Source organism: Streptomyces sp. NPDC005955, assembly GCF_042871255.1.
GTDB lineage: Bacteria > Actinomycetota > Actinomycetes > Streptomycetales > Streptomycetaceae > Streptomyces.
The window spans coordinates 470,467-490,354 of sequence record NZ_JBIAIF010000001.1; the positions used below are offsets into that span (position 1 = coordinate 470,467).

Annotated in this window: 18 protein-coding genes and 1 pseudogene; 11 read left to right on the plus strand and 8 right to left on the minus strand. The window is 73.4% G+C overall.

Annotated elements, in window-relative coordinates:
- Window positions 1-2: 2 nt before the first annotated feature.
- The 4 genes from ACFYOU_RS01975 to ACFYOU_RS01990 all read right to left on the minus strand — a co-directional run bounded on the left by ACFYOU_RS01975 (window position 3) and on the right by ACFYOU_RS01990 (window position 4,484).
- Window positions 3-1,166: a diguanylate cyclase domain-containing protein gene (locus ACFYOU_RS01975; RefSeq protein WP_389761755.1), complete on the minus strand. Its 1,164-nt coding sequence runs from the start codon at window positions 1,164-1,166 to the stop codon at window positions 3-5.
- Window positions 1,167-1,243: 77 nt separating this feature from the next.
- On the minus strand, window positions 1,244-2,044 hold the full coding sequence (locus tag ACFYOU_RS01980) for an enoyl-CoA hydratase-related protein (RefSeq protein WP_391302779.1): 801 nt from the start codon (window positions 2,042-2,044) through the stop codon (window positions 1,244-1,246).
- 175 nt (window positions 2,045-2,219) lie between these two features.
- Complete coding sequence (locus tag ACFYOU_RS01985) at window positions 2,220-3,437, minus strand: adenylate/guanylate cyclase domain-containing protein (RefSeq protein ID WP_389761759.1); 1,218 nt, start codon at window positions 3,435-3,437, stop codon at window positions 2,220-2,222.
- Between the two features lie 153 nt (window positions 3,438-3,590).
- On the minus strand, window positions 3,591-4,484 hold the full coding sequence (locus ACFYOU_RS01990; protein WP_391302781.1) for a biotin--[acetyl-CoA-carboxylase] ligase: 894 nt from the start codon (window positions 4,482-4,484) through the stop codon (window positions 3,591-3,593).
- Between the two features lie 165 nt (window positions 4,485-4,649).
- Between ACFYOU_RS01990 and ACFYOU_RS01995 the strand changes: the two genes are divergently transcribed.
- From ACFYOU_RS01995 to ACFYOU_RS02010, 4 genes are all read left to right on the plus strand, one after another.
- A complete protein-coding gene (locus tag ACFYOU_RS01995) occupies window positions 4,650-6,284 on the plus strand; it encodes a carboxyl transferase domain-containing protein (RefSeq protein ID WP_391302783.1) in 1,635 nt (544 codons plus the stop codon).
- A gap of 39 nt (window positions 6,285-6,323) precedes the next feature.
- A complete protein-coding gene (locus ACFYOU_RS02000) occupies window positions 6,324-6,533 on the plus strand; it encodes an acyl-CoA carboxylase epsilon subunit (protein ID WP_387001365.1) in 210 nt (69 codons plus the stop codon).
- 81 nt (window positions 6,534-6,614) lie between these two features.
- The gene (gene mmpB / locus ACFYOU_RS02005; protein WP_385486289.1) at window positions 6,615-6,743 is read left to right on the plus strand and encodes a morphogenic membrane protein MmpB; all 129 of its coding nucleotides are present in this window, start codon (window positions 6,615-6,617) and stop codon (window positions 6,741-6,743) included.
- A 63-nt stretch (window positions 6,744-6,806) separates the two neighbouring features.
- The gene (locus ACFYOU_RS02010; protein ID WP_391302786.1) at window positions 6,807-7,427 is read left to right on the plus strand and encodes a Maf family nucleotide pyrophosphatase; all 621 of its coding nucleotides are present in this window, start codon (window positions 6,807-6,809) and stop codon (window positions 7,425-7,427) included.
- 26 nt (window positions 7,428-7,453) lie between these two features.
- On the opposite strand, the pseudogene ACFYOU_RS02015 reads toward ACFYOU_RS02010, so the two are convergent.
- Window positions 7,454-8,261, minus strand: a pseudogene (locus ACFYOU_RS02015) (nucleotidyltransferase).
- A gap of 520 nt (window positions 8,262-8,781) precedes the next feature.
- Here ACFYOU_RS02015 and ACFYOU_RS02020 point away from each other — a divergent pair.
- Window positions 8,782-10,536, plus strand: a complete 1,755-nt coding sequence (locus tag ACFYOU_RS02020) for a biotin carboxylase N-terminal domain-containing protein (protein ID WP_391302788.1) — start codon at window positions 8,782-8,784, stop codon at window positions 10,534-10,536.
- 223 nt (window positions 10,537-10,759) lie between these two features.
- Window positions 10,760-11,305, plus strand: coding sequence for a TetR family transcriptional regulator (locus ACFYOU_RS02025; RefSeq protein ID WP_391303761.1), 546 nt, complete (start codon window positions 10,760-10,762; stop codon window positions 11,303-11,305).
- Between the two features lie 59 nt (window positions 11,306-11,364).
- Here ACFYOU_RS02025 and ACFYOU_RS02030 read toward each other — a convergent pair whose 3' ends face one another.
- Window positions 11,365-12,321, minus strand: coding sequence for a DeoR/GlpR family DNA-binding transcription regulator (locus ACFYOU_RS02030; RefSeq protein ID WP_389761776.1), 957 nt, complete (start codon window positions 12,319-12,321; stop codon window positions 11,365-11,367).
- A 149-nt stretch (window positions 12,322-12,470) separates the two neighbouring features.
- Window positions 12,471-13,919: an NAD(P)H-quinone dehydrogenase gene (locus ACFYOU_RS02035; RefSeq protein ID WP_385486297.1), complete on the minus strand. Its 1,449-nt coding sequence runs from the start codon at window positions 13,917-13,919 to the stop codon at window positions 12,471-12,473.
- A 118-nt stretch (window positions 13,920-14,037) separates the two neighbouring features.
- On the opposite strand from ACFYOU_RS02035, the gene ACFYOU_RS02040 reads away from it, so the two are divergent.
- The 3 genes from ACFYOU_RS02040 to ACFYOU_RS02050 all read left to right on the plus strand — a co-directional run bounded on the left by ACFYOU_RS02040 (window position 14,038) and on the right by ACFYOU_RS02050 (window position 17,359).
- Entirely contained in the window at window positions 14,038-14,475 is a 438-nt protein-coding gene (locus ACFYOU_RS02040; RefSeq protein ID WP_351240199.1) for a gamma-glutamylcyclotransferase, read from the plus strand.
- A 355-nt stretch (window positions 14,476-14,830) separates the two neighbouring features.
- A complete protein-coding gene (locus tag ACFYOU_RS02045) occupies window positions 14,831-15,655 on the plus strand; it encodes a purine-nucleoside phosphorylase (RefSeq protein ID WP_385486299.1) in 825 nt (274 codons plus the stop codon).
- Window positions 15,656-15,697: 42 nt separating this feature from the next.
- Window positions 15,698-17,359 carry a phospho-sugar mutase gene (locus ACFYOU_RS02050; RefSeq protein WP_391302792.1) on the plus strand — a complete coding sequence of 554 codons (1,662 nt, stop codon included), beginning with the start codon at window positions 15,698-15,700 and terminating at the stop codon, window positions 17,357-17,359.
- Between the two features lie 52 nt (window positions 17,360-17,411).
- On the opposite strand, the gene ACFYOU_RS02055 is transcribed toward ACFYOU_RS02050, so the two are convergent.
- Window positions 17,412-18,302: an NAD(P)-binding domain-containing protein gene (locus ACFYOU_RS02055; protein ID WP_391302794.1), complete on the minus strand. Its 891-nt coding sequence runs from the start codon at window positions 18,300-18,302 to the stop codon at window positions 17,412-17,414.
- 177 nt (window positions 18,303-18,479) lie between these two features.
- On the opposite strand from ACFYOU_RS02055, the gene ACFYOU_RS02060 reads away from it, so the two are divergent.
- Together ACFYOU_RS02060 and ACFYOU_RS02065 are read left to right on the plus strand one after the other, a co-directional pair.
- Window positions 18,480-18,974, plus strand: coding sequence for a hypothetical protein (locus ACFYOU_RS02060; RefSeq protein WP_391302796.1), 495 nt, complete (start codon window positions 18,480-18,482; stop codon window positions 18,972-18,974).
- Between the two features lie 69 nt (window positions 18,975-19,043).
- Window positions 19,044-19,694: a PH domain-containing protein gene (locus ACFYOU_RS02065; protein ID WP_389761784.1), complete on the plus strand. Its 651-nt coding sequence runs from the start codon at window positions 19,044-19,046 to the stop codon at window positions 19,692-19,694.
- The last annotated feature ends 194 nt before the right edge of the window (window positions 19,695-19,888 follow it).

Consider the following 19,888-nt stretch of genomic DNA (forward strand, 5'->3'; position numbering starts at 1 on the left):
CGCTAGCGGTCCAACCAGCGACGGAAGCGGCGGCGTTCGCCGACGGGGGGCGCCGGTTCGCCCACCGGCGGGGCCGTGTCGTCGGCCAACCGGACGACCGGGTCGTCGGGCCCGGAGCGGCCCGCGACCACGGGCGTCGGGGACCGGGCCGCCTTGGCCCGGTACTGCGCCGCGTCCGCGAGCCGGAACAGCCGGCGGGCGGAGCGCACCTCGCCGATGGGGTCACCGGTGGAGGCGACCCCGCAGGCCACTCCGTCACCGAGGCCCGCCGCGCGCCGGCACAGCTCCTCGGCCACCCGCACCACCTGGTCCGCCGGGGGGCCGACCGCCAACAGACAGAACTCGTCGCCGCCGAGCCGTGCGGCCAGCGTCCCGGGCAACATCGCCCCGCACAGGGACAGTACGGAGCCGAACCGTTCCAGCAGACGGTCCCCCACCGCGTGCCCCTGGGTGTCGTTGACCCGTTTCAGCCCGTTCAGATCGCACACCACCAGGCTCACGACGATCCCCTCGGCGTGGTGACGGTCCACCGCGTCGTCCAGGCTCTCGTCGACGGCGCGCCGGTTGGCGAGCCCCGTGAGGGAGTCGGTGAACGCCAGGCGGCGGGCCTCCTCCAGCCGCTCGGTCTGGGCGAGGCCGGCCGAGACGACGGCCGCGAGCACGGTGGCGAAGTCCGCGTCGGCCGGGTCGAAGACCGGGGCACCGGCCGTGCGCGCCACGTACAGCTCGCCCCAGGCCCGGCCGTGCAGCACCAGCGGAGCCACCACGCAGCAGCCGCGGCCCCGCCGGCGCAGGGCGGCGACCCGCTGGTGGCAGTAGCGCGCGCCCCGGGAGGTCGGCCCCTCGGCGGTCTCCACCCAGGCCCGGGGTTCACCGCCGCCGGCCCAGCGCCCGTGCAGGAACTCCGCGATCTCGGGGAACTCGTGCACCGGGTACGCCTCGTGCTCCGGGAACTCCTCCTCGTCCGGGGTCCGCTCGCCCGCGTTGACGAGGACCCGCAGCCGACCCAGGTCCCGTTCCCACACCGACAGGGCGGCGAAGTCGCCGACGAGCGCCCGGCGGGCCCCCTCGGCCGCCGCCCGCCAGGAGTCCCGCGGGGTGCGGGCCGCCGCCATTCCCTGCGCCAGCTCCACCACACCCCGTAGCCGCACTTCCTCACCACCCATCACACTAGATTAAGGATGTTTGCCATATTTTGGGGCATTGGGGTACCCACGGAAAGGGCGTGTGGCGGGCGGGCGCCCTACTCGCCGGGCCAGTTCGGGGGCCGCTTCTCGTTGAACGCGGCCACCCCTTCCACCCGGTCGCCGGAGAACGCCACCGTGCGCCAGGCCGCGTCCTCGACCTCCAGCGCGGCCCGCAGGTCCAGCCCCTGCCCGAGGCGCAGTGCGCGCTTCGCGGCGCGCAGCCCCACCGGGGAGTTCTCGGCGATGCGGGCGGCCAGCGCCAGCGCCTCGGCGGTGTCCTCGCCCTCTTCCGTCAGGACGTCCACCAGCCCCAGGGCGTGGGCCTCCACGGCCGGGAGCCGACGGGCGGTGAAGATCAGCTCGGCGGCCCGGGCGGCACCGACCCGGCGCGGCAGCAGTTGGGTGCCGCCGCCGCCCGGGATCACCCCCACGGAGACCTCCGGGAGCCCCACGACGGCCGAGGGGTCGGCCACGATCAGGTCGCAGGACAGGGCGATCTCGAAGCCGCCGCCCAACGCGTACCCGTGCACGGCGGCGAGGGCGGGCACCGGGAGGTCCAGCACCGCGGTGTACGCAGCGCGGGTCACCGGGCGCTGGCGCAACAGGTCCCGGTCGGTGAAGGCGTTGCGTTCCTTGAGGTCGGCCCCGACGCAGAACGCCCGCGGATGGGTGGAGGTGATGACCACCACGCGGACCCCGGGGTCCGCGCCCAACGCCTCACAGGCGCCGGCGAGGGCCCGCGCCAGCTCCGTGGACACGGCGTTCATGGCCCCGGGCCGGTCGAGTCGCAGCTCCGCGACGGCGCCGTGCCGTTGCACCGCCACGAAGTCCCCGAACCGCTGCGGTCGCTCGTCCACATGGACCTCCCTGGTCGTTAACGCTCGTTATTCGAACGGATCATTCCAGTTCGGCGGCGGACGCGACACGGGGCGACGGAGCGCTACGGGATCGGGGCGGTGCGCGCTACAGCCGGTAAGCGCTACGGGCGGTGAGCGCTACGGGGCACGGGCGACGGACGGCGCTGAGTGACCGTCAGCCGCGGCGGGTCAACAGCCAGGGTTCGACGACGCCCAGCCCGCGGACCGGCCGCTGCCACATCGGCTGGAGCGCGAAGCGGTACGAGGGCGCCCCCTCCGTCGCGGTGGCCGCCGCGGCCTCCGTCTCGGACTTGGGGGCCTCGCCCGTACGGGTCAGCTCCTCGGCGAACGCCCCGTCCACGAGGACGGCGTCCCGCGGCGCTATCGAGGTGAGCCGGCTGGCGAGGTTCACGGTGGTCCCGAACACATCACCCATCCGTGTGGTGACCGTGCCGAAGGCGATGCCGACCCGCAGTTCGGGCATCGTCTCGTCGTGGGACATCGTCTCGATGAGCCGGAGGGCGATCTCCGCGGCGATGCCCGCGTCGTCCGCCGCGTACAGGACCTCGTCGCCGAGGGTCTTGATGAGCCGCCCGCCGTGCGCGGCCACCAGATCGGCCGCGGTGGTCTCGAACGCCTCGACCAGCTCGCCGAGTTCCTCCTCCTCCATGCGCCGGGTCAGCCGGGTGAAACCGACCAGGTCGGCGAAGCCCACGGCCAGCCGGCGGTCCACCATCTCCTCGTCGTCGGCGGCCTGCACGACCCGCCCGGTGGCGGCGGCGAGCTGCCGGCGCCAGACGTAGACGAGGAACTCCTCCAACTCCGGCAACAGCAGCTCTATCAGCGGATACGTGACCTCGGTACGGGTCATCCCCGGCTCGGGGGGTTCGGTGAGGCCCTCCAGGAACGAGTCGATCTGCCACTCGGCCAGCCGCGCGGTGGTCTGACCGGTGGACCGGGCGACCTGGATGGCCATCGGCTCGCTGAGCAGTCCCGCCTCGACCAGACCGGCGAGTCGGCGCAGGGCCAGGACGTCGGCCTCGGTCAGCGCCTTGGCCTGGCCGATGTCGGCGAAGCCCATGGCCCGCCAGAAACGGGACGCGAGTTCCATCGAGACCCCGGCGCTGCGGGCCGCCTGGAAGGGGGTGTAGCGGCGCTCGGCCCCGAGGATCAGCTGTTCGAGGCGGAGGGCGAGGGGATCGTCACCCCCGTCGGCGCCGTCCGCGGCATCGGGGGGATCGGCCCCGCCGGAGCCACCGGAACCGCCGGCCGCACCGGGCCCGTCAGCACCACCGGAACCGCCGGAGCCGGGATGCGGGGCGGCGGGGCGGTCGCGGCCCGGGTCGTGGGCACTGCCCCTCCCGGCTCCCGAGCCCGTGTCGTCGACGGTCACGCCTGCTGCCTTCCGATCTGCCGCGTGGTCAGGGCCTTCCGAGGAAGCACCCAAACACACACAGTACGACAGCTGTGCCGTGGCTCACTCCCGACCGGACGGTCCGTTCCCGCGAACCGCCCGGAACCCCTCCATCGCCGCAGTCACGAGCCGTCAGCCGGACTCCGCCGGACGCAGATGGACGATGTCGCCCGCCCCGACGGACTGGAGCCCTCCCTCGTCGGTGGCGATGACCAGCCGCCCGTCCCCGTCCAGGGCGACCGCTTCGCCGGAAACCTCCCGTTCGCCGGGGAGCAGGGCCCGCACCCGGCGCCCCAGGGTCGCGCACCCCGCCGCGTACGTCTCCTGGAGGCCGGAGGCCACCGGGTCGCCGCCGGCCGCGCGCCAGTCCCCGTACCACTGCTCCAGGGAACGCAGGACGGCCCGGAGCAGGGGGTCCCGGTCGGTGGTCCGCGCACCGGCGAGGAGCAGGGAACCGGCACCGGGCACGGGCAGCTCGTCGGCGGTCAGGCTGACGTTCAGTCCGATCCCGAGGACGACGGAACCGTCCCCGGCCCGTTCGGCGAGGATGCCGCCCGCCTTGCGCTCCTCGCCGTCGACGGTGACGAGCAGGTCGTTGGGCCACTTGAGCGCGGTGTCGACCCCGGCGGCCCGGGACAGTGCGGTGGCGACGGCCACCCCGGCGAGCAGCGGGATCCACCCCCAGCGGTCCACGGGCACCGCGCCGCGCCGCTCGTCCCCCGGGGTGAGCAGCACCGACACGAACAGACCGGAGCGCGCCGGTGCGCTCCAGCGGCGGTCGAGACGCCCCCGGGCCGCGTGCTGGGCCTCGGCGACCAGGACGGCGCCCTCGGGCAGCGAACCGGGGCGGGCCGCTCGGGCGGTGAGGGCAGTGAGATCGGAGTTCGTGGAACCGGTCTCGCGGACCACGTCCAGGGAGGTCCACAGGGAGTCGGGGCGCACCAGCGCACGACGGAGGGCCGCCGCGTTCAGGGGCGGCCGGTCCAGGTCGGACCAGCGGTTGGCTTCAGCATCCGGGGGCGTCATGCAACCCACCCTAGGTGTGGTAAACGCCGCACTGCCGAACGGTATCCACCCCACTACGCTACGAGAAATCAGCCCCGGTCACCCGTCCGGCGGCCCCGCGAGGACGCGACGACCCGCCGGCGTCCCGGGGCGCCGGCCGTCCTTCTCCGCAGGGAGCCGCACCCGATGTCCAAGCCGGAAGAGCCCCGTACGACCGTGTCCGCACCCGCCCCCGCGGCGGACCCGGCGATCGACGTCCACACCACCGCGGGCAAGATCGCCGATCTGCGGCGCCGCGTCGAGGAAGCCACCCACGCGGGGTCGGCGCGCGCGGTCGAGAAGCAGCACGCCAAGGGCAAGCTGACGGCCCGTGAACGGATCGCCCTGCTGATGGACGAAGGCTCCTTCGTGGAGCTGGACGAGTTCGCCCGGCACCGGTCCACCGCCTTCGGCCTGGCGGACAACCGCCCGTACGGGGACGGCGTGGTCACCGGGTACGGCACCGTCGAGGGCCGACCGGTGGCGGTGTTCTCGCAGGACTTCACGGTCTTCGGCGGCGCCCTCGGCGAGGTCTACGGCCAGAAGATCGTCAAGGTGATGGACTTCGCGCTGAAGACGGGCTGTCCGGTCGTCGGGATCAACGACTCGGGCGGCGCCCGCATCCAGGAGGGCGTGATGGCGCTCGGGATGTACGGGGAGATCTTCCGCCGCAACACCCACGCCTCCGGGGTGATCCCGCAGATCTCGCTGGTCGTGGGGCCGTGCGCGGGCGGTGCGGTGTACTCGCCGGCGATCACCGACTTCACCGTGATGGTCGACCGGACCTCGCACATGTTCATCACCGGACCGGACGTCATCAAGACGGTGACCGGTGAGGACGTCGGCTTCGAGGAGCTGGGCGGGGCGCGCACCCACAACACGGTCTCCGGGGTCGCGCACCACATGGCCGGCGACGAGAAGGACGCGGTCGAGTACGTCAAGTCGCTGCTGTCGTACCTCCCGTCGAACAACCTGAGTGAGCCGCCGGTGTTCCCGGAACCGGCGGACCTGGAGCTGACGGACGAGGACCGGGAGTTGGACGCGCTGATCCCGGACAGCGCCAACCAGCCGTACGACATGCACCGGGTCGTCGAGCACGTCCTCGACGACGCGGAGTTCCTGGAGACCCAGCCGCTGTTCGCGCCGAACATCCTCACCGGCTTCGGCCGGGTGGAGGGCCACCCGGTGGGGATCGTCGCCAACCAGCCGCTCCAGTTCGCGGGCTGTCTGGACATCGACGCGTCCGAGAAGGCCGCCCGCTTCGTCCGCACCTGTGACGCCTTCAACGTGCCCGTGCTGACCTTCGTGGACGTGCCGGGCTTCCTGCCGGGCGTCGGCCAGGAGCACGAGGGCATCATCCGCCGGGGCGCCAAACTGATCTACGCGTACGCGGAGGCCACCGTCCCGCTGATCACGGTGATCACCCGCAAGGCGTTCGGCGGCGCGTACGACGTGATGGGGTCCAAGCACCTCGGTGCGGACCTCAACCTGGCCTGGCCGACCGCGCAGATCGCCGTCATGGGCGCCCAGGGCGCGGTGAACGTCCTGCACCGGCGCACCATCGCGGGGGCGCCCGAGGAGCAGCGCGAGGAGGTGCGCCAGCAGCTCATCCAGGAGTACGAGGACACCCTGCTGAACCCGTACACGGCGGCCGAGCGGGGGTACGTCGACGCGGTGGTGGCCCCCTCCGAGACGCGTCGCCAGGTGGTGCGGGCCCTGCGTCAGCTGCGCACCAAGCGGGAGAGCCTGCCGCCGAAGAAGCACGGCAACATCCCGCTCTAGTCCCCCTCGCCGTCCTCCGCCGCACCCCGAGGAGCCACCGTGATGATCAAGGTAGTGAAGGGCAATCCCACGCCGGAGGAGCTGGCCGCCGCCCTCGCGGTGGTCCGGGCCCGGGCCGCCGCGCCCGCGGCGGCCCCCGGGGAGCCGACGGCCGGTGCGGACGCCTGGTCCCACCCGTCCCGGCTGGCCCGCACCCGGTTGCCCGCGCCCGGCCCGTCCGCCTGGACCCGCACCTACTGGCCGGGGTGAACGGGACCCGGGGCGCCCGCCGCGGCAAGTTAGGTACCCGTACTCAGGCGGGGGCTCCCCGGGCGCAGGAGCATCGGGAGCATGTTGTGGTCCGACCCCGAGAACGAACCGCCCGAGGACATGCGCGCCATGCAGGGCATGCTGCGCAGAGCCGGGCTGGTGCTCGCCCTCGCCATGATCCTGGCGATGGTGGCGCTCGGCCTGCGCTGACGGGTCCGACCGGGGCCGGCCCGCCCGCGCGGCGCGCCCGGACGCTCCCTCTACGCTGGGCCCATGAGTGCAGCCCGCCACCTCGTCCTGGCCTCCCAGTCCCCCGCCCGTCTCGGTCTCCTGCGCCAGGCGGGGCTCGACCCCGAGGTGGTGGTGAGCGGGGTCGACGAGGACGCCGTGACCGCGCCGACCCCCGCGGAACTGGCCCTGGCGCTCGCCGAGGCCAAGGCGTCGGTGGTGGCCGCCCGGCCCGACGTCATCCGGGCGGCGGCACTGGTCGTGGGCTGCGACTCGGTGCTCGACCTGGACGGTCAGGCCCTCGGCAAGCCCGCCGACGCGGAGGAGGCCACCGCCCGTTGGAAGGCGATGCGGGGGCGGGCCGGCACCCTCCAGACCGGCCACTGCGTGTACGACGCCGGCAGCGGACGGTACGCCTCGGCGGTCGCGTCGACGGTGGTCCGCTTCGGCGAGCCGACCGATGCGGAGATCGCCGCGTACGTCGCCTCGGGGGAGCCGCTGCACGTGGCGGGCGCGTTCACGCTGGACGGACGGTCGGCCCCGTTCGTCGACGGCATCGACGGTGACCACGGCAACGTCATCGGGCTGTCGTTGCCGCTGCTGCGGCGCCTGCTGGCGGAGCTGGGCGTGGGCATCACGGACCTGTGGGTGACTCCGGCGCGCTGACGGGTGCGCCGGCGGTCGGTCACCGGTCAGGGGCGGGGCGCCTTCTCGCCGTGCACGGCCGTGTACTCGGCGGCGAGCCACGGGCCGAGGTCGTCGATGAGCATGCCGAGCACCGCCGGATCGGGTGCGGGCGCACGGCCGGTGTCCGCGGCGAGACGCATCTGCCGGGCGCGCTCGGGGTAGTAGCGGCCGAAGAGTTCGGCGGACCGGTCGAGGTCGCTGGTCCAGCCGCCCCACCGGGGCATGACCAGGGTGAATCCGGTACGGACGAGGCGCCGGCCGACGCGCCGGCCGAGGGCCCGGCGGTCGGCGTCCGAGGTGACCTCGGCCGCGGCGGCCCGCCAGCGCGGAAGCACGCGCCCGAGGTCGCCGTTGGTCTCCCGCGCGAGCAGGGACGTGGGGCGGTACCGGGGCAGTTCCCCGGCGAGGTCGGGGCCCAGCAACGGGGTGCAGAGGCAGGCGGTGAAGAACCCCCCCGTCGTACCGTTCGAGGTCGCTGAGCAGGACCCGTGCGCTGGTCAGCAGGATGCCGACGCCGTCGATCTGCCCGAACGCGAGGTCGAGCCGGGCTTCCGTCGCCCGGGCGGCGGCGCGGTCGACGTCGGAGGGCTCGTCGTGGAGGACGAGTTGGAGGTCGAGGTCCGAGACCCCGACCGTGGCGGTGCCGCGGGGAATGCTGCCGTAGAGGTAGGCGCTGTGCAGGCGCGCACCGTCGAACGTGGCGCTGAGCTGGACGCGGGCCGCGTCGACGACGGGGACGAACGCTGCCGGCACCCGGTCCAGGGCGCCCTCGCGGGCGATCGTTCCGTCCGGTTCCAGCCCTCGTTCCGTCACGGGGCCACTGTGCCGTGCGCAGCACGCCCCCGGCGACCCGACGCCGAAGGCACCCCGGGGTGCCCCTGCGCACCGGGCCACCCCTGTCACCCAGGGGGGCGGGGTGGGGGTGCCCCGTACCCCGCGCGGCGGCGGGTGGGGCGTTCGGCGTGCCCCTTGGGCGTTGGGCCATTCGTAGGGATTCCACAAAGATTCACGATCCTCCGCAGTGCCCTCTCATAGAGACCTTGGCCACACAACCGGGCTAGGGTTCGGAAGAGGATTTCCGCACACCGCCCGTGACTAGGAACTTCACACCGAACGAGACCCGTTCTCACGCTCCGTGTGGGCAACCTCACCAAGGGGGACGGGTCGTACGGCCGTGTCGGCAGTCCCTAAACTCGGTGTGTTCCGGGAAAAGTCATGCGAAGTGATCGGCACGGGGAACCCGTAGACCGCTCCGGGCCGTGGTACCGGGCCGGGTACCGGGCCGGTGGTCCGGGGATCGGCCCCCGGCGGAAACTGCTAGGAGGGAGCCATCGTGCGGAAGGTGCTCATCGCCAATCGGGGCGAGATCGCGGTTCGAGTGGCCCGGGCGTGCCGGGACGCGGGGATCGCGAGTGTGGCGGTCTACGCGGAGCCGGACCGTGATGCCGTGCATGTCCGGGTGGCGGATGAGGCGTTCGCGCTGGGCGGCGACACCCCCGCCACCAGTTACCTCGACATCGGCAAGGTGCTGAAGGCGGCGGCGGATTCGGGTGCGGACGCCGTGCACCCGGGTTACGGCTTCCTCTCCGAGAACGCGGAGTTCGCGCAGGCCGTGCTGGACGCCGGGCTGACCTGGATCGGTCCCCCGCCGCAGGCCATCCGCGACCTGGGCGACAAGGTCGCCGCCCGCCACATCGCGCAGCGTGCCGGCGCCCCGCTGGTCGCCGGCACCCCCGACCCGGTGTCCGGGGCGGACGAGGTCGTCGCCTTCGCCAAGGAACACGGGCTGCCCATCGCGATCAAGGCGGCGTTCGGCGGCGGCGGGCGCGGGCTGAAGGTCGCCCGGAACCTGGACGAGGTGCCGGAGCTGTACGAGTCGGCCGTCCGGGAGGCGGTCGCCGCGTTCGGGCGCGGCGAGTGCTTCGTGGAGCGTTACCTGGACCAGCCGCGACACGTCGAGACCCAGTGCCTCGCCGACACCCACGGCAACGTCGTGGTCGTCTCCACCCGTGACTGTTCCCTCCAGCGGCGCCACCAGAAGCTGGTCGAGGAGGCCCCGGCGCCCTTCCTGACCGACGAGCAGAACGCCCAGCTGTACTCGGCGTCCAAGGCGATCCTCAAGGAGGCCGGTTACGTCGGTGCCGGGACCGTCGAGTTCCTGGTGGGCGCCGACGGCACCGTCTCGTTCCTGGAGGTCAACACCCGGCTCCAGGTCGAGCACCCCGTGACCGAAGAGGTCACCGGCATCGACCTGGTGCGGGAGATGTTCCGCATCGCCGACGGCGAGGCCCTCGGGTACGACGACCCGCCGGTGCGGGGTCACTCCTTCGAGTTCCGCATCAACGGCGAGGACCCGGGGCGCAACTTCCTGCCCGCCCCCGGCACGGTCACCCTGTTCGCCCCGCCGACCGGTCCGGGCGTGCGGCTCGACGCCGGCGTCGAGTCCGGCAGCGTCATCGGCCCGGCCTGGGACTCGCTGCTCGCCAAGCTGATCGTCACCGGCGCCACCCGTGAGCAGGCCCTCCAGCGGGCCGCCCGGGCACTCGACGAGTTCCGCGTCGAGGGCATGGCCACCGCGATCCCGTTCCACCGCAAGGTCGTCGTCGACCCGGCGTTCACCGCCTCGCCGTTCACCGTGTACACCCGGTGGATCGAGACCGAGTTCGTCAACGACATCCCGGCGTTCTCCGCCGCCGCGGACACCGAGGCCGAGGACGAGAGCGGCCGTGAGACGGTCGTGGTCGAGGTCGGCGGCAAGCGCCTGGAGGTGTCGCTGCCGGTCTCCCTCGGGATGTCGCTGGCGCGCACCGGGCTCGCCGCCGGTGCCAAGCCGAAGCGACGGGCCGTCAAGAAGTCCGGCCCCGCGGCCTCCGGGGACGCCCTCGCGTCCCCGATGCAGGGCACCATCGTCAAGGTCGCCGTCGAGGAGGGCCAGGAGGTCAAGGAGGGCGACCTCGTCGTCGTCCTGGAGGCCATGAAGATGGAGCAGCCGCTCAACGCGCACCGCTCGGGAACCGTCAAGGGCCTCGCCGCCGAGGTGGGCGGCGCGGTCACCTCCGGCGCCCTGATCTGCGAGATCAAGGACTGACCCGGGCACCTGGACCCACTGCGGGCCGTCCCCCACGGGGACGGCCCGCAGCCGTGTTCCCCCTGCCGCCCCGCCCTCGCGCCGGGGGGTGGCATGCTGGGGACGCGCGCAGGCGGGAGGAGGACCGATGATCGGTGGTGGGGAGCGGCACCCGGAAGCCGCGGAGCACACGGCACGGGCCCCGGGGCCGGTGGCCCTGGCCGGACGGCACGAGACGAGGCCCATGCGGTCGGACGCCCGCCGCAACTACGAACGGCTGCTCGCGGCGGCCCGTACCGCCTTCGCGGAACACGGCACGGGCACGTCCCTGGAGGACGTGGCCCGTCGGGCGGGGGTCGGCATCGGCACCCTGTACCGCCACTTCCCCAACCGCAACGCCCTGATGAGCGCGGTGTTCGAGGACGCCAGGGACGATCTGCTGGCGCGTTCCCGGGCCCTCCTGGACGCCCCCCAACCGTGTACGGCGCTGGTCGCCTGGCTGCGCGCGATCATCACCCACGCGGGTGAGTACCGGGGCCTGTCACGGGCCCTGATGACGGCGTGCCACGACGACACCTCCGACCTGGCCCGGTGCAGCACCCCCATGCGGGAGGCCGGCGCCGCCCTGTTGACCCGGGCCCAGCACTCCGGAGCGGTGCGCTCCGACGTCTCGGTCTCGGACCTGATGCAGTTGACCAACGCGATCGCGCTGGCCGCCGAGGAGACCCCCGGCGACCCGCACCTCGCGGACCGACTGCTGTCCCTGACGCTGCGCGGCATCCGCGCCTGACGGTCCGATGCTCGGCCCGGACCCGACCTGACCGGCCCGGACCCGACCGGCCCAGACGCTCAGCGACGCCGCAGGTCAGCGACCCGGGAAGCGGTTCGTTCGCCCGGTCCGCCGCCCTCTGCGAGCACCGAGGCGGCACTGCGCAGTTGGGGGCCGCGGCGCGGCCCCGGCAGGTTGACGTCCCGGCGCGGCTGGCGGCCCGCCGGAGCCGTTTCGGCAGCCGCGCCACCACTGCCGCCGCCCGTGACGGTGATCTGGACGCCCCGGTCGGCGAGCGCCTGGAGTTCGGTGGCGGCCCGGTCGTCGTGCGCGGGCGGTTCGTCGGTGACGAGCCGGGTGATCACATCGGTCGGCACCGTCTGGAACATGGTGTCGGTGCCGAGTTTGGTGCGGTCGGCGAGAACCACGACCTCCGCGGCGGCCTGCACCAGGGCCCGGTCGACACTGGCCGACAGCATGTTGGAGGTGGACAGACCGCGTTCGGCGGTCAGCCCGCTCCCGGAGAGGAAGGCCCGGGAGACCCGCAGCCCCTGGAGGGACTGCTCGGCCCCACTGCCCACCAGGGCGTAGTTGGAACCGCGCAGGGTCCCGCCGGTCATCACCACTTCGACCCGGTTGGCGTGGGCGAGGGCCTGGGCCACCAGCAGCGAGTTGGTCACCACCGTCAGGCCCGGGACCCGGGCGAGCCGGCGGGCCAGCTCCTGGGTGGTGGTCCCCGCCCCCACGACGATGGCCTCGCCCTCCTCGACGAGGCCCGCCGCGAGATCGGCGATCGCCGTCTTCTCGGCGGTCGCGAGGTGGGACTTCTGGGGGAAGCCGGATTCCCGGGTGAACCCGCCCGGCAGTACCGCACCGCCGTGGCGGCGGTCGAGGAGTCCTTCTGCCTCCAGCGCCCGTACGTCCCGCCGTACGGTCACTTCGGAGGTCTGGACGACGCGGGCGAGCTCACGGAGCGAAACGGCTCCGTTGGCGCGCACCATTTCGAGAATCAACTGACGACGTTCTGCAGCGAACACGAAACTGACAGTAACCCCAACGACCATCTGCTTTCAGCAGTTTGCGGCGAAGAGCGGAAGTTGTTCGCACAGGACCACGCACAGTGGTATAAACCCCGATCGCCCCGCATCGCACCGGGCGGGTCGCACCCGGTGCCGACCGGCGGGACTCAGCCCTCGCCCTCCGACTTGCGGGTCTGGAGCTGCCGCGCGACCTCGGCGATCGACCCGGACAGCGACGGGTACACCGTGAACGCGTTGGCGATCTGCTCCACGGTCAGGTTGTTGTCCACGGCGATGGAGATCGGGTGGATCAGCTCCGAGGCCCGGGGGGCCACCACGACGCCGCCGACCACGATGCCGGTGCCCGGACGGCAGAAGATCTTCACGAAGCCGTCCCGGATGCCCTGCATCTTCGCCCGGGCGTTGCGCAGCAGCGGCAGCTTGACGACCCGGGCGTCGATCTTGCCCGCGTCCACGTCGGCCTGGGTGTAGCCCACCGTGGCGATCTCGGGGTCCGTGAAGACGTTCGAGGAGACCGTCTTCAGGTTGAGCGGGGTCACCGCGTCGCCCAGGAAGTGGTACATCGCGATGCGTCCCTGCATCGCCGCCACCGAGGCCAGCGCGAACACGCCGGTGACGTCGCCGGCCGCGTACACGCCGGGCGCGGACGTCCGGGACACCCGGTCCGTCCAGATGTGGCCGGAGTCCTTGACCCGGACGCCCGCCTCCTCCAGGCCCATGCCCTGGGAGTTGGGGATCGCGCCGACCGCCATCAGGCAGTGCGTGCCGGAGATGACCCGGCCGTCCGACAGGGTGACCTCCACCCGGTCGCCGACCCGCTTCGCGGACTCGGCGCGCGAGCGGGCCATGACGTTCATGCCGCGCCGCCGGAACACGTCCTCCAGGACGGCCGCCGCGTCGGGGTCCTCACCGGGCAGCACCCGGTCCCGGCTGGAGACCAGGGTGACCCGGGAGCCCAGGGCCTGGTAGGCGCCCGCGAACTCGGCTCCGGTGACGCCGGAACCCACGACGATGAGTTCCTCGGGCAGTTCGGCCAGGTCGTACACCTGCGTCCAGTTGAGGATGCGCTCCCCGTCCGGCTGCGCGTCGGGCACCTCCCGGGGGTGCCCGCCGGTGGCGATCAGCACCGCGTCGGCGACGAACCGCTCCTCGGTGCCGTCCGCGGCGGTGACCACGACGGTACGGCTGCCGTCCGCCGCCTGCCGCCCCTCCAACCGGCCGCGACCGCGCACCACGCGGGCGCCGGCCCGGGTGACGGACGCGGTGATGTCGTGCGACTGCGCCAGGGCCAGCCGCTTCACCCGACGGTTGACCTTGCCGAGGTCCACGCCGACGACACGCGCGGGCGTGTCCACGTGGGGGGTGTCATCGGCGACGATGATCCCCAGTTCCTCGTACGACGAGTCGAAGGTGGTCATCACCTCGGCGGTCGCGATCAACGTCTTCGACGGCACGCAGTCGGTCAGCACCGACGCTCCGCCCAGACCGTCGCAGTCGGCGACGGTCACCTCCGCGCCCAGCTGGGCGGCAACCAGCGCCGCCTCATAGCCGCCGGGCCCACCACCGATGATCACGATCCGAGTCACGTCCCCCATTGTCCCGCACGCTTCAAAACCCGCGCCTCCGGGGGGCCGGCTGCCGCAGCCTCCCTCTTCAGAGGGGCACTTCCGCTACGGGAGGGGCAGATGGCGCGGCTGCCGTACCCTCGACTCCATGTCGCTCTACGCCGCGTACGCCGGCAATCTCGACGCGCGGCTCATGACGCGCCGCGCACCGCACTCGCCGCTGCGCGCCACCGGATGGCTCAACGGCTGGCGGCTGACCTTCGGGGGTGAGCACATGGGCTGGGAGGGCGCCCTCGCGACGATCGTCGAGGCGCCCAGGTCGCAGGTCTTCGTCGCCCTGTACGACATCGCGCCCATGGACGAGGACTCCATGGACCGGTGGGAGGGGGTCGGGCTCGACATCTACCGCCGGATGCGGGTGCGGGTGCACACGTTGGACGCGGAGGAGCCCGCGTGGGTGTACGTCTTGAACGGGTACGAAGGCGGGTTGCCGTCCGCCCGGTACCTCGGGGAGCTCGCGGACGCGGCTGAGTCGGCGGGGGCGCCCCACGACTACGTCATGGAGCTCCGTAAGCGTCCCTGCTGAGCGCTGCGCGGTGCCGTGCGGGTACGTCGTGGTCGCCCGCGCCGTTCCCCGCGCCCCTATCGGGACGCTCCGGTGGGGGTGCGTTGTGCTGTGCGGTGCGCTGTCGTCATCCGCGCCGTTCCCCGCGCCCCTTCGGGGCGCTTCGGCTGCCGTCCGTTCGGGTGGCCCCGTCAGGGGCGCGGGGAACTGCGCAAATCGGCAGCGCACCGCACAGAGCAGCGCACCCGGAGCACAGCGCACGACAAGAGCCACCGCACCCCCACGGAACCGGGGACGGAAACAACCAGGCAACGATCGGAGCGCGCTCGAAGATTAGGTCTACGCGCGTAGGTGAAATCGAGCTACGCTCATGCGCGTGAACGCATCTCTTCTTCCGGACGACATCCAGGGCGACCCGCACACCGCCGCGGACACCGCCGCAACCCGCCTCCGCGAGCTGACGGGCGCGGACTCCCACGACGTCGCCCTCGTGATGGGCTCCGGCTGGGCCCCCGCGGTCGACGCCCTGGGCGAGCCCGAGCACGAGTTCCCGGTGACGGACCTCCCGGGCTTCCCGCCCCCCGCCGTGGCGGGTCACGGCGGCCGGATCCGTTCGTACCGGATCGGCGAGAAGCGCGCCCTGGTCTTCCTGGGCCGCACCCACTACTACGAGGGCCGCGGCGTCGCCTCGGTCGCGCACGGCGTGCGCACCGCCGTGGCCGCCGGCTGCAAGACGATCGTGCTCACCAACGGGTGCGGCGGTCTGCGCGAGGGCATGCGCCCCGGTCAGCCGGTCCTGATCAGCGACCACCTCAACCTCACGGCGACCTCCCCGATCGTCGGCGCGAACTTCGTCGACCTCACGGACCTGTACTCGCCGCGGCTGCGCGCCCTGTGCAAGGAGATCGACCCCTCCCTGGAAGAGGGCGTCTACGCCCAGTTCCCCGGCCCGCACTACGAGACGCCCGCCGAGATCCGGATGGCCCGCACCATCGGCGCCGACCTGGTCGGGATGTCCACCGTGCTGGAGGCCATCGCGGCCCGCGAGGCGGGCGCCGAGGTGCTCGGCATCTCGCTGGTGACCAACCTCGCCGCCGGCATGACGGGGGAACCCCTCAACCACGAGGAGGTCCTCCAGGCCGGTCGCGACTCCGCCTCCCGGATGGGCACTCTGCTCGCCCAGGTGCTGGACCGCATCTGACAGCGTGGGCACCGCCCACCCCGGACACCGAGAGGCACAACCGTGCAGCACGACGAGCTGATCACCCGCGCCCGGACCTGGCTGGCCGAGGACCCCGACCCGGAAACCCGGGACGAGTTGGCCGACCTGCTGGCCCGGCTGGACGGCCCGGACGCCCCGGCAGCCCTCGCCGAACTGGCCGACCGCTTCAGCGGCACCCTCCAGTTCGGCACCGCGGGGCTCCGCGGTGAGCTGGGCGCGGGCCCCCAGCGGATGAACCGTGCCGTGGTCATCCGCGCCGCGGCGGGCCTGGCCGCGTACCTGCGGGACGAGGGGCACGCGGGCGGCCTGGTGGTGATCGGCTACGACGCGCGCCACAAGTCGGCGGACTTCGCCCGGGACACGGCCGCCGTGATGACGGGTGCCGGACTGCGCGCGGCCGTGCTGCCGCACCCGCTGCCCACCCCGGTCCTCGCGTACGCCATCCGTCACCTCGGGGCGGTCGCGGGCGTCGAGGTGACCGCCAGCCACAACCCGCCCCGGGACAACGGCTACAAGGTCTACCTGGGCGACGGCTCGCAGATCGTGCCGCCGGCCGATGCGGAGATCGCCGACCGCATCGCGGCGGTGGCCGCCCTCGCGGACGTGCCGCGTCCGGACGACGGGTGGACGACCCTGGGCGACGAGGTCGTGGCGGCGTACCTGGCCCGGACCGACGCGGTCCTCGCCCCGGGCTCCGCACGCACCGCGCGCACCGTCTACACCGCGATGCACGGCGTGGGCAAGGACGTCCTGCTGGCCGCGTTCGCCCGGGCGGGCTTCCCCGCTCCGGTGCTGGTCGTCGAGCAGGCCGAGCCGGACCCCGACTTCCCGACCGTCGCGTTCCCCAATCCGGAGGAACCGGGTGCGATGGACCTCGCCTTCGCGACGGCCCGTGCCGCCCGCCCGGACCTGGTCATCGCCAACGACCCGGACGCGGACCGCTGTGCGGTGGCCGTCCCGGACGGCGCCGACGGCGACTGGCGGATGCTGCGCGGCGACGAGGTCGGGGCGCTGCTCGCGGCGCACCTGGTCCGTCGGGGCGCCACCGGCGTGTTCGCCGAGTCGATCGTCTCCTCGTCGCTGCTGGGCCGCATCGCGGCGGCGGCCGGCGTCGGGTACGAGGAGACCCTGACCGGGTTCAAGTGGATCGCCCGGGTGGAGGGTCTGCGGTACGGCTACGAGGAGGCGCTCGGGTACTGCGTCGACCCGGAGGGCGTCCGGGACAAGGACGGCATCACGGCGGCGCTGCTCATCACGGAGCTGGCCTCGGAGCTGAAGGAACGGGGGCGCACGCTCCTGGACCTGCTGGCCGACCTCGCGGTGGAGCACGGTCTGCACGCCACCGACCAGCTCTCCGTCCGGGTGGCGGACGTGTCGGTGATCGCCGACGCCATGCGGGCGCTGCGCGCGCACCCGCCCACCGTGCTGGCGGGCCGGCCGGTGCTCCGGGCCGAGGACCTGACCGAGGGCACCCAGGCGCTGCCGCCGACCGACGGTCTGCGCTACGCCCTCGACGGCGCCCGGGTGATCGTGCGGCCCAGCGGCACCGAGCCCAAGCTGAAGTGTTACCTGGAGGCCGTCGTTCCGGTCGCCTCCCACGAGGACCTGCCCCGGGCCCGTACCGAGGCGGCGGCCGTGTTGGCCGAGCTGAAGCGGGACCTGGCGAAGGCCGCGGGCATCTGACGGCGGACCCGGTTCCGGTGCCCGGGAGGTCGGTGCACCGGAACCGGGCCGCTCAGGGCCCGGCCGTCCCGGTCCGCAGCCCGCGCACGGACAGCGGGGCGCTCCACTGCCGGTGTCCGGCGGCGGACAGCGCCCGCAGGGCGGTGAGGGACTGTTCCAGGGCGGTGGCGTCGACCCCGGCGTCCCGGGCCGCCGCGATCATGTTGCCCACCCCGGCCACCTGGACGTCGATGCCCTGGGTGAGCGCGGGCGGGGTGCCGTGCGCGGCCTCCGCGTCGATCTCCTGCGCGAAGGCGGGCATCAGGGCGGTCATGCCGGTCAGCCAGGGCACCAGGAGGTCGGTGAAGGCGGCCGCACTGCCCCCGGGGCGGGAGGTCGCCATGGCGACGGACAGGTGGAAGCCCTCGAACATCAGCTGCATGCCGCTGAGCAGCGCCAGGTCGTAGAGCGGGGCGAGTCCGATGTCGGCGCCGAGGTGATGGGCGGCGCCGAGGACCTCCAGGTCCACCCGCCAGTCGGCGAACGCCTCCGCGGGGCCGCTGTAGAGCACGAACGCCCCGGGCGTGGCGACGGTCTGCGGTACGGCCATGATCCCGCCGTCCAGGTAGGCGGCCCCCGTCGCCGCGATCCACTCGGCGAACGCGGCGGCCTCGGCGGGCGAGCCGTTGGTGAGGTTGACGAGCGTCCGGCCGCGCAGTTCGTCGGCCACGGGTTCCAGCACCTCGCGCACGCTGGCGTAGTCGAGCAGGCAGACCACCACCAGCCCGCCGGCCCGCAGCGCCGCCCGGACGTCCGCCGCCCGCAGGGCGCCCCGTTCGACGAGTGGGTCCGCCCGGGCCGCCGTCCGGTTCCACACCACGGTCCGCCGCCCGGCGCCGAGGAACGCCCCGGCCAGCGCCGCTCCCATGTCCCCCAGCCCCAGCACGCTGACGTCTCCCCGCACGGACGCAGTCCCCGCCCTCATCCCCCGGCCCTCTCCCTCGTCGGTCGCCGTTGCCTCCACCCTGGCGGCGGCCGGTCGGGGGATCAAGAACGCACTTCGCAGTGGGGAACTCACCGGAAGGTTCGTGTGGACGGGCGTTTCAGGAACTCACGGACCGGCTCAGGCGTCATCGGGAACATGCGGGAGCACGGGCAGAACGAGCAGAAAGAACACTTCCCCTTCGGGTTCCGGCCCGAGGGGGAAGGGGCTGCGGAAGCAGACGAGGCGGACGGCACGGTCGAAGCGGACGGCCGGGGCGGGGGCGATCCGCACCCCTACAGCCGGTCGAGTTCCGTCGCGGGGTGCGTGATCGCCGTCGTGGCGGGGGCGGTCGGGTTCGCGGTCTGGCTGCACGGCGCGGCTCCGGGGGTGAGCGGGGCCTTCGAAGGCGAGCGGGACCTGAGTCTGGTGTACGGGGAGCTGCCGCTGATGTTGTTCGGCGTGCCGGCGCTGACGCTGGCCGCCTGGTCGCTCGTGGGCACCGCGCTCCGGCACCGGGCCGCGCGCCTGCCCGGTGCGGCGACCCTCGCCACCTCGCTCACGGCGGCCCTGCTCGCCCTCTCCCTGGTGTCCTGGGGCTGTCTGCTGTGGCTGGAGTCCCGGGTGGAACCGTTCGTGGGCCAGGGCTGGTGAACCGTGCTCGGGGCCGGGCCCGCCCGGCCCCCGGGCCCGGGGGCGGCCGGGTGGGGCAGAATCGTTGGTATGACGAGTTCCGATCGCCCCACGCCCGCGCCGTCCTCACCGGGGACGCCGGCGGAGCCCCCGGTCAAGGACCGGGTCTTCCGGTCCTCCGCCGGTATCGCGGGCGGCGTGCTGCTGCTGGCGCTGGCCGTCTGGCTGGGCGTGGACGCGGTGACCCACGGGGAGGGCAGCGCCCCCTGGACGGCACTGGCGGCGCTGTTGTTCCTCGTCCCGCTGGTGGTGGCGTACACGATCCGGCCGGCGGTCTTCGTCAACGACGACCGGCTCCGCATCCGCAATCCGTTCCGGACGATCACCCTGCCGTGGAGCTGCGTGGGCAACGTCCGGGCCGGCTACTCCAACGAGGTGTTCGACGACGCGGGCGTGAAGTACCAGCTGTGGGCGGTTCCGGTGTCCCTGCGGGCCCGGAAGAAGGCGGCCCGGCAGCAGAGCAGGGCGGCGATGGACGACCCGTCGGGGCGCACCTCGTTGAGCGCGTCACCCGTCCGGTCCCCGTCCGACCAGATCGTCGAGGACCTGCGGGAGCTGGCGGAGCGGCGCAGTGGCGCCGAGTCGGCGCAGGGGCGGCCCGTGGTGCGCTGGGCGTACGAGGTGCTGGCCCCGTCGGCGGCGGGCGCGGTGCTGCTGGCCGTGCTGCTGGCGGTCGCCTGAGCCACGGGGCACGAGCGACGCCCCACCATGCCGATCATCACCTTAAGTGATGAATCCGGTGCGGAATGCGAGCTCGCGCGCATGAGCGCCCCGGCATCGGGCAGAACCTCCCGGAAGCACCCGTTCCGGAGAGGAGTGACGTGCGCACCAACGTTCTCACCCGGCTCCGCGCGCGCTGGCGACCGAGCGCGGAC

Excerpts from the sequence above, each read along its gene's own strand:
- ACFYOU_RS01975 (WP_389761755.1), bottom strand. The coding sequence starts at position 1,166 with ATGGGTGGTGAGGAAGTGCGGCTACGGGGTGTGGTGGAGCTGGCGCAG.
- ACFYOU_RS01990 (WP_391302781.1), bottom strand. The coding sequence starts at position 4,484 with ATGACGCCCCCGGATGCTGAAGCCAACCGCTGGTCCGACCTGGACCGG.
- ACFYOU_RS01995 (WP_391302783.1), top strand. The coding sequence starts at position 4,650 with ATGTCCAAGCCGGAAGAGCCCCGTACGACCGTGTCCGCACCCGCCCCC.
- mmpB (WP_385486289.1), top strand. The coding sequence starts at position 6,615 with ATGTTGTGGTCCGACCCCGAGAACGAACCGCCCGAGGACATGCGCGCC.
- ACFYOU_RS02010 (WP_391302786.1), top strand. The coding sequence starts at position 6,807 with ATGAGTGCAGCCCGCCACCTCGTCCTGGCCTCCCAGTCCCCCGCCCGT.
- ACFYOU_RS02025 (WP_391303761.1), top strand. The coding sequence starts at position 10,760 with ATGCGGTCGGACGCCCGCCGCAACTACGAACGGCTGCTCGCGGCGGCC.
- ACFYOU_RS02035 (WP_385486297.1), bottom strand. The coding sequence starts at position 13,919 with ATGGGGGACGTGACTCGGATCGTGATCATCGGTGGTGGGCCCGGCGGC.
- ACFYOU_RS02040 (WP_351240199.1), top strand. The coding sequence starts at position 14,038 with ATGTCGCTCTACGCCGCGTACGCCGGCAATCTCGACGCGCGGCTCATG.
- ACFYOU_RS02060 (WP_391302796.1), top strand. The coding sequence starts at position 18,480 with ATGCGGGAGCACGGGCAGAACGAGCAGAAAGAACACTTCCCCTTCGGG.
- ACFYOU_RS02065 (WP_389761784.1), top strand. The coding sequence starts at position 19,044 with ATGACGAGTTCCGATCGCCCCACGCCCGCGCCGTCCTCACCGGGGACG.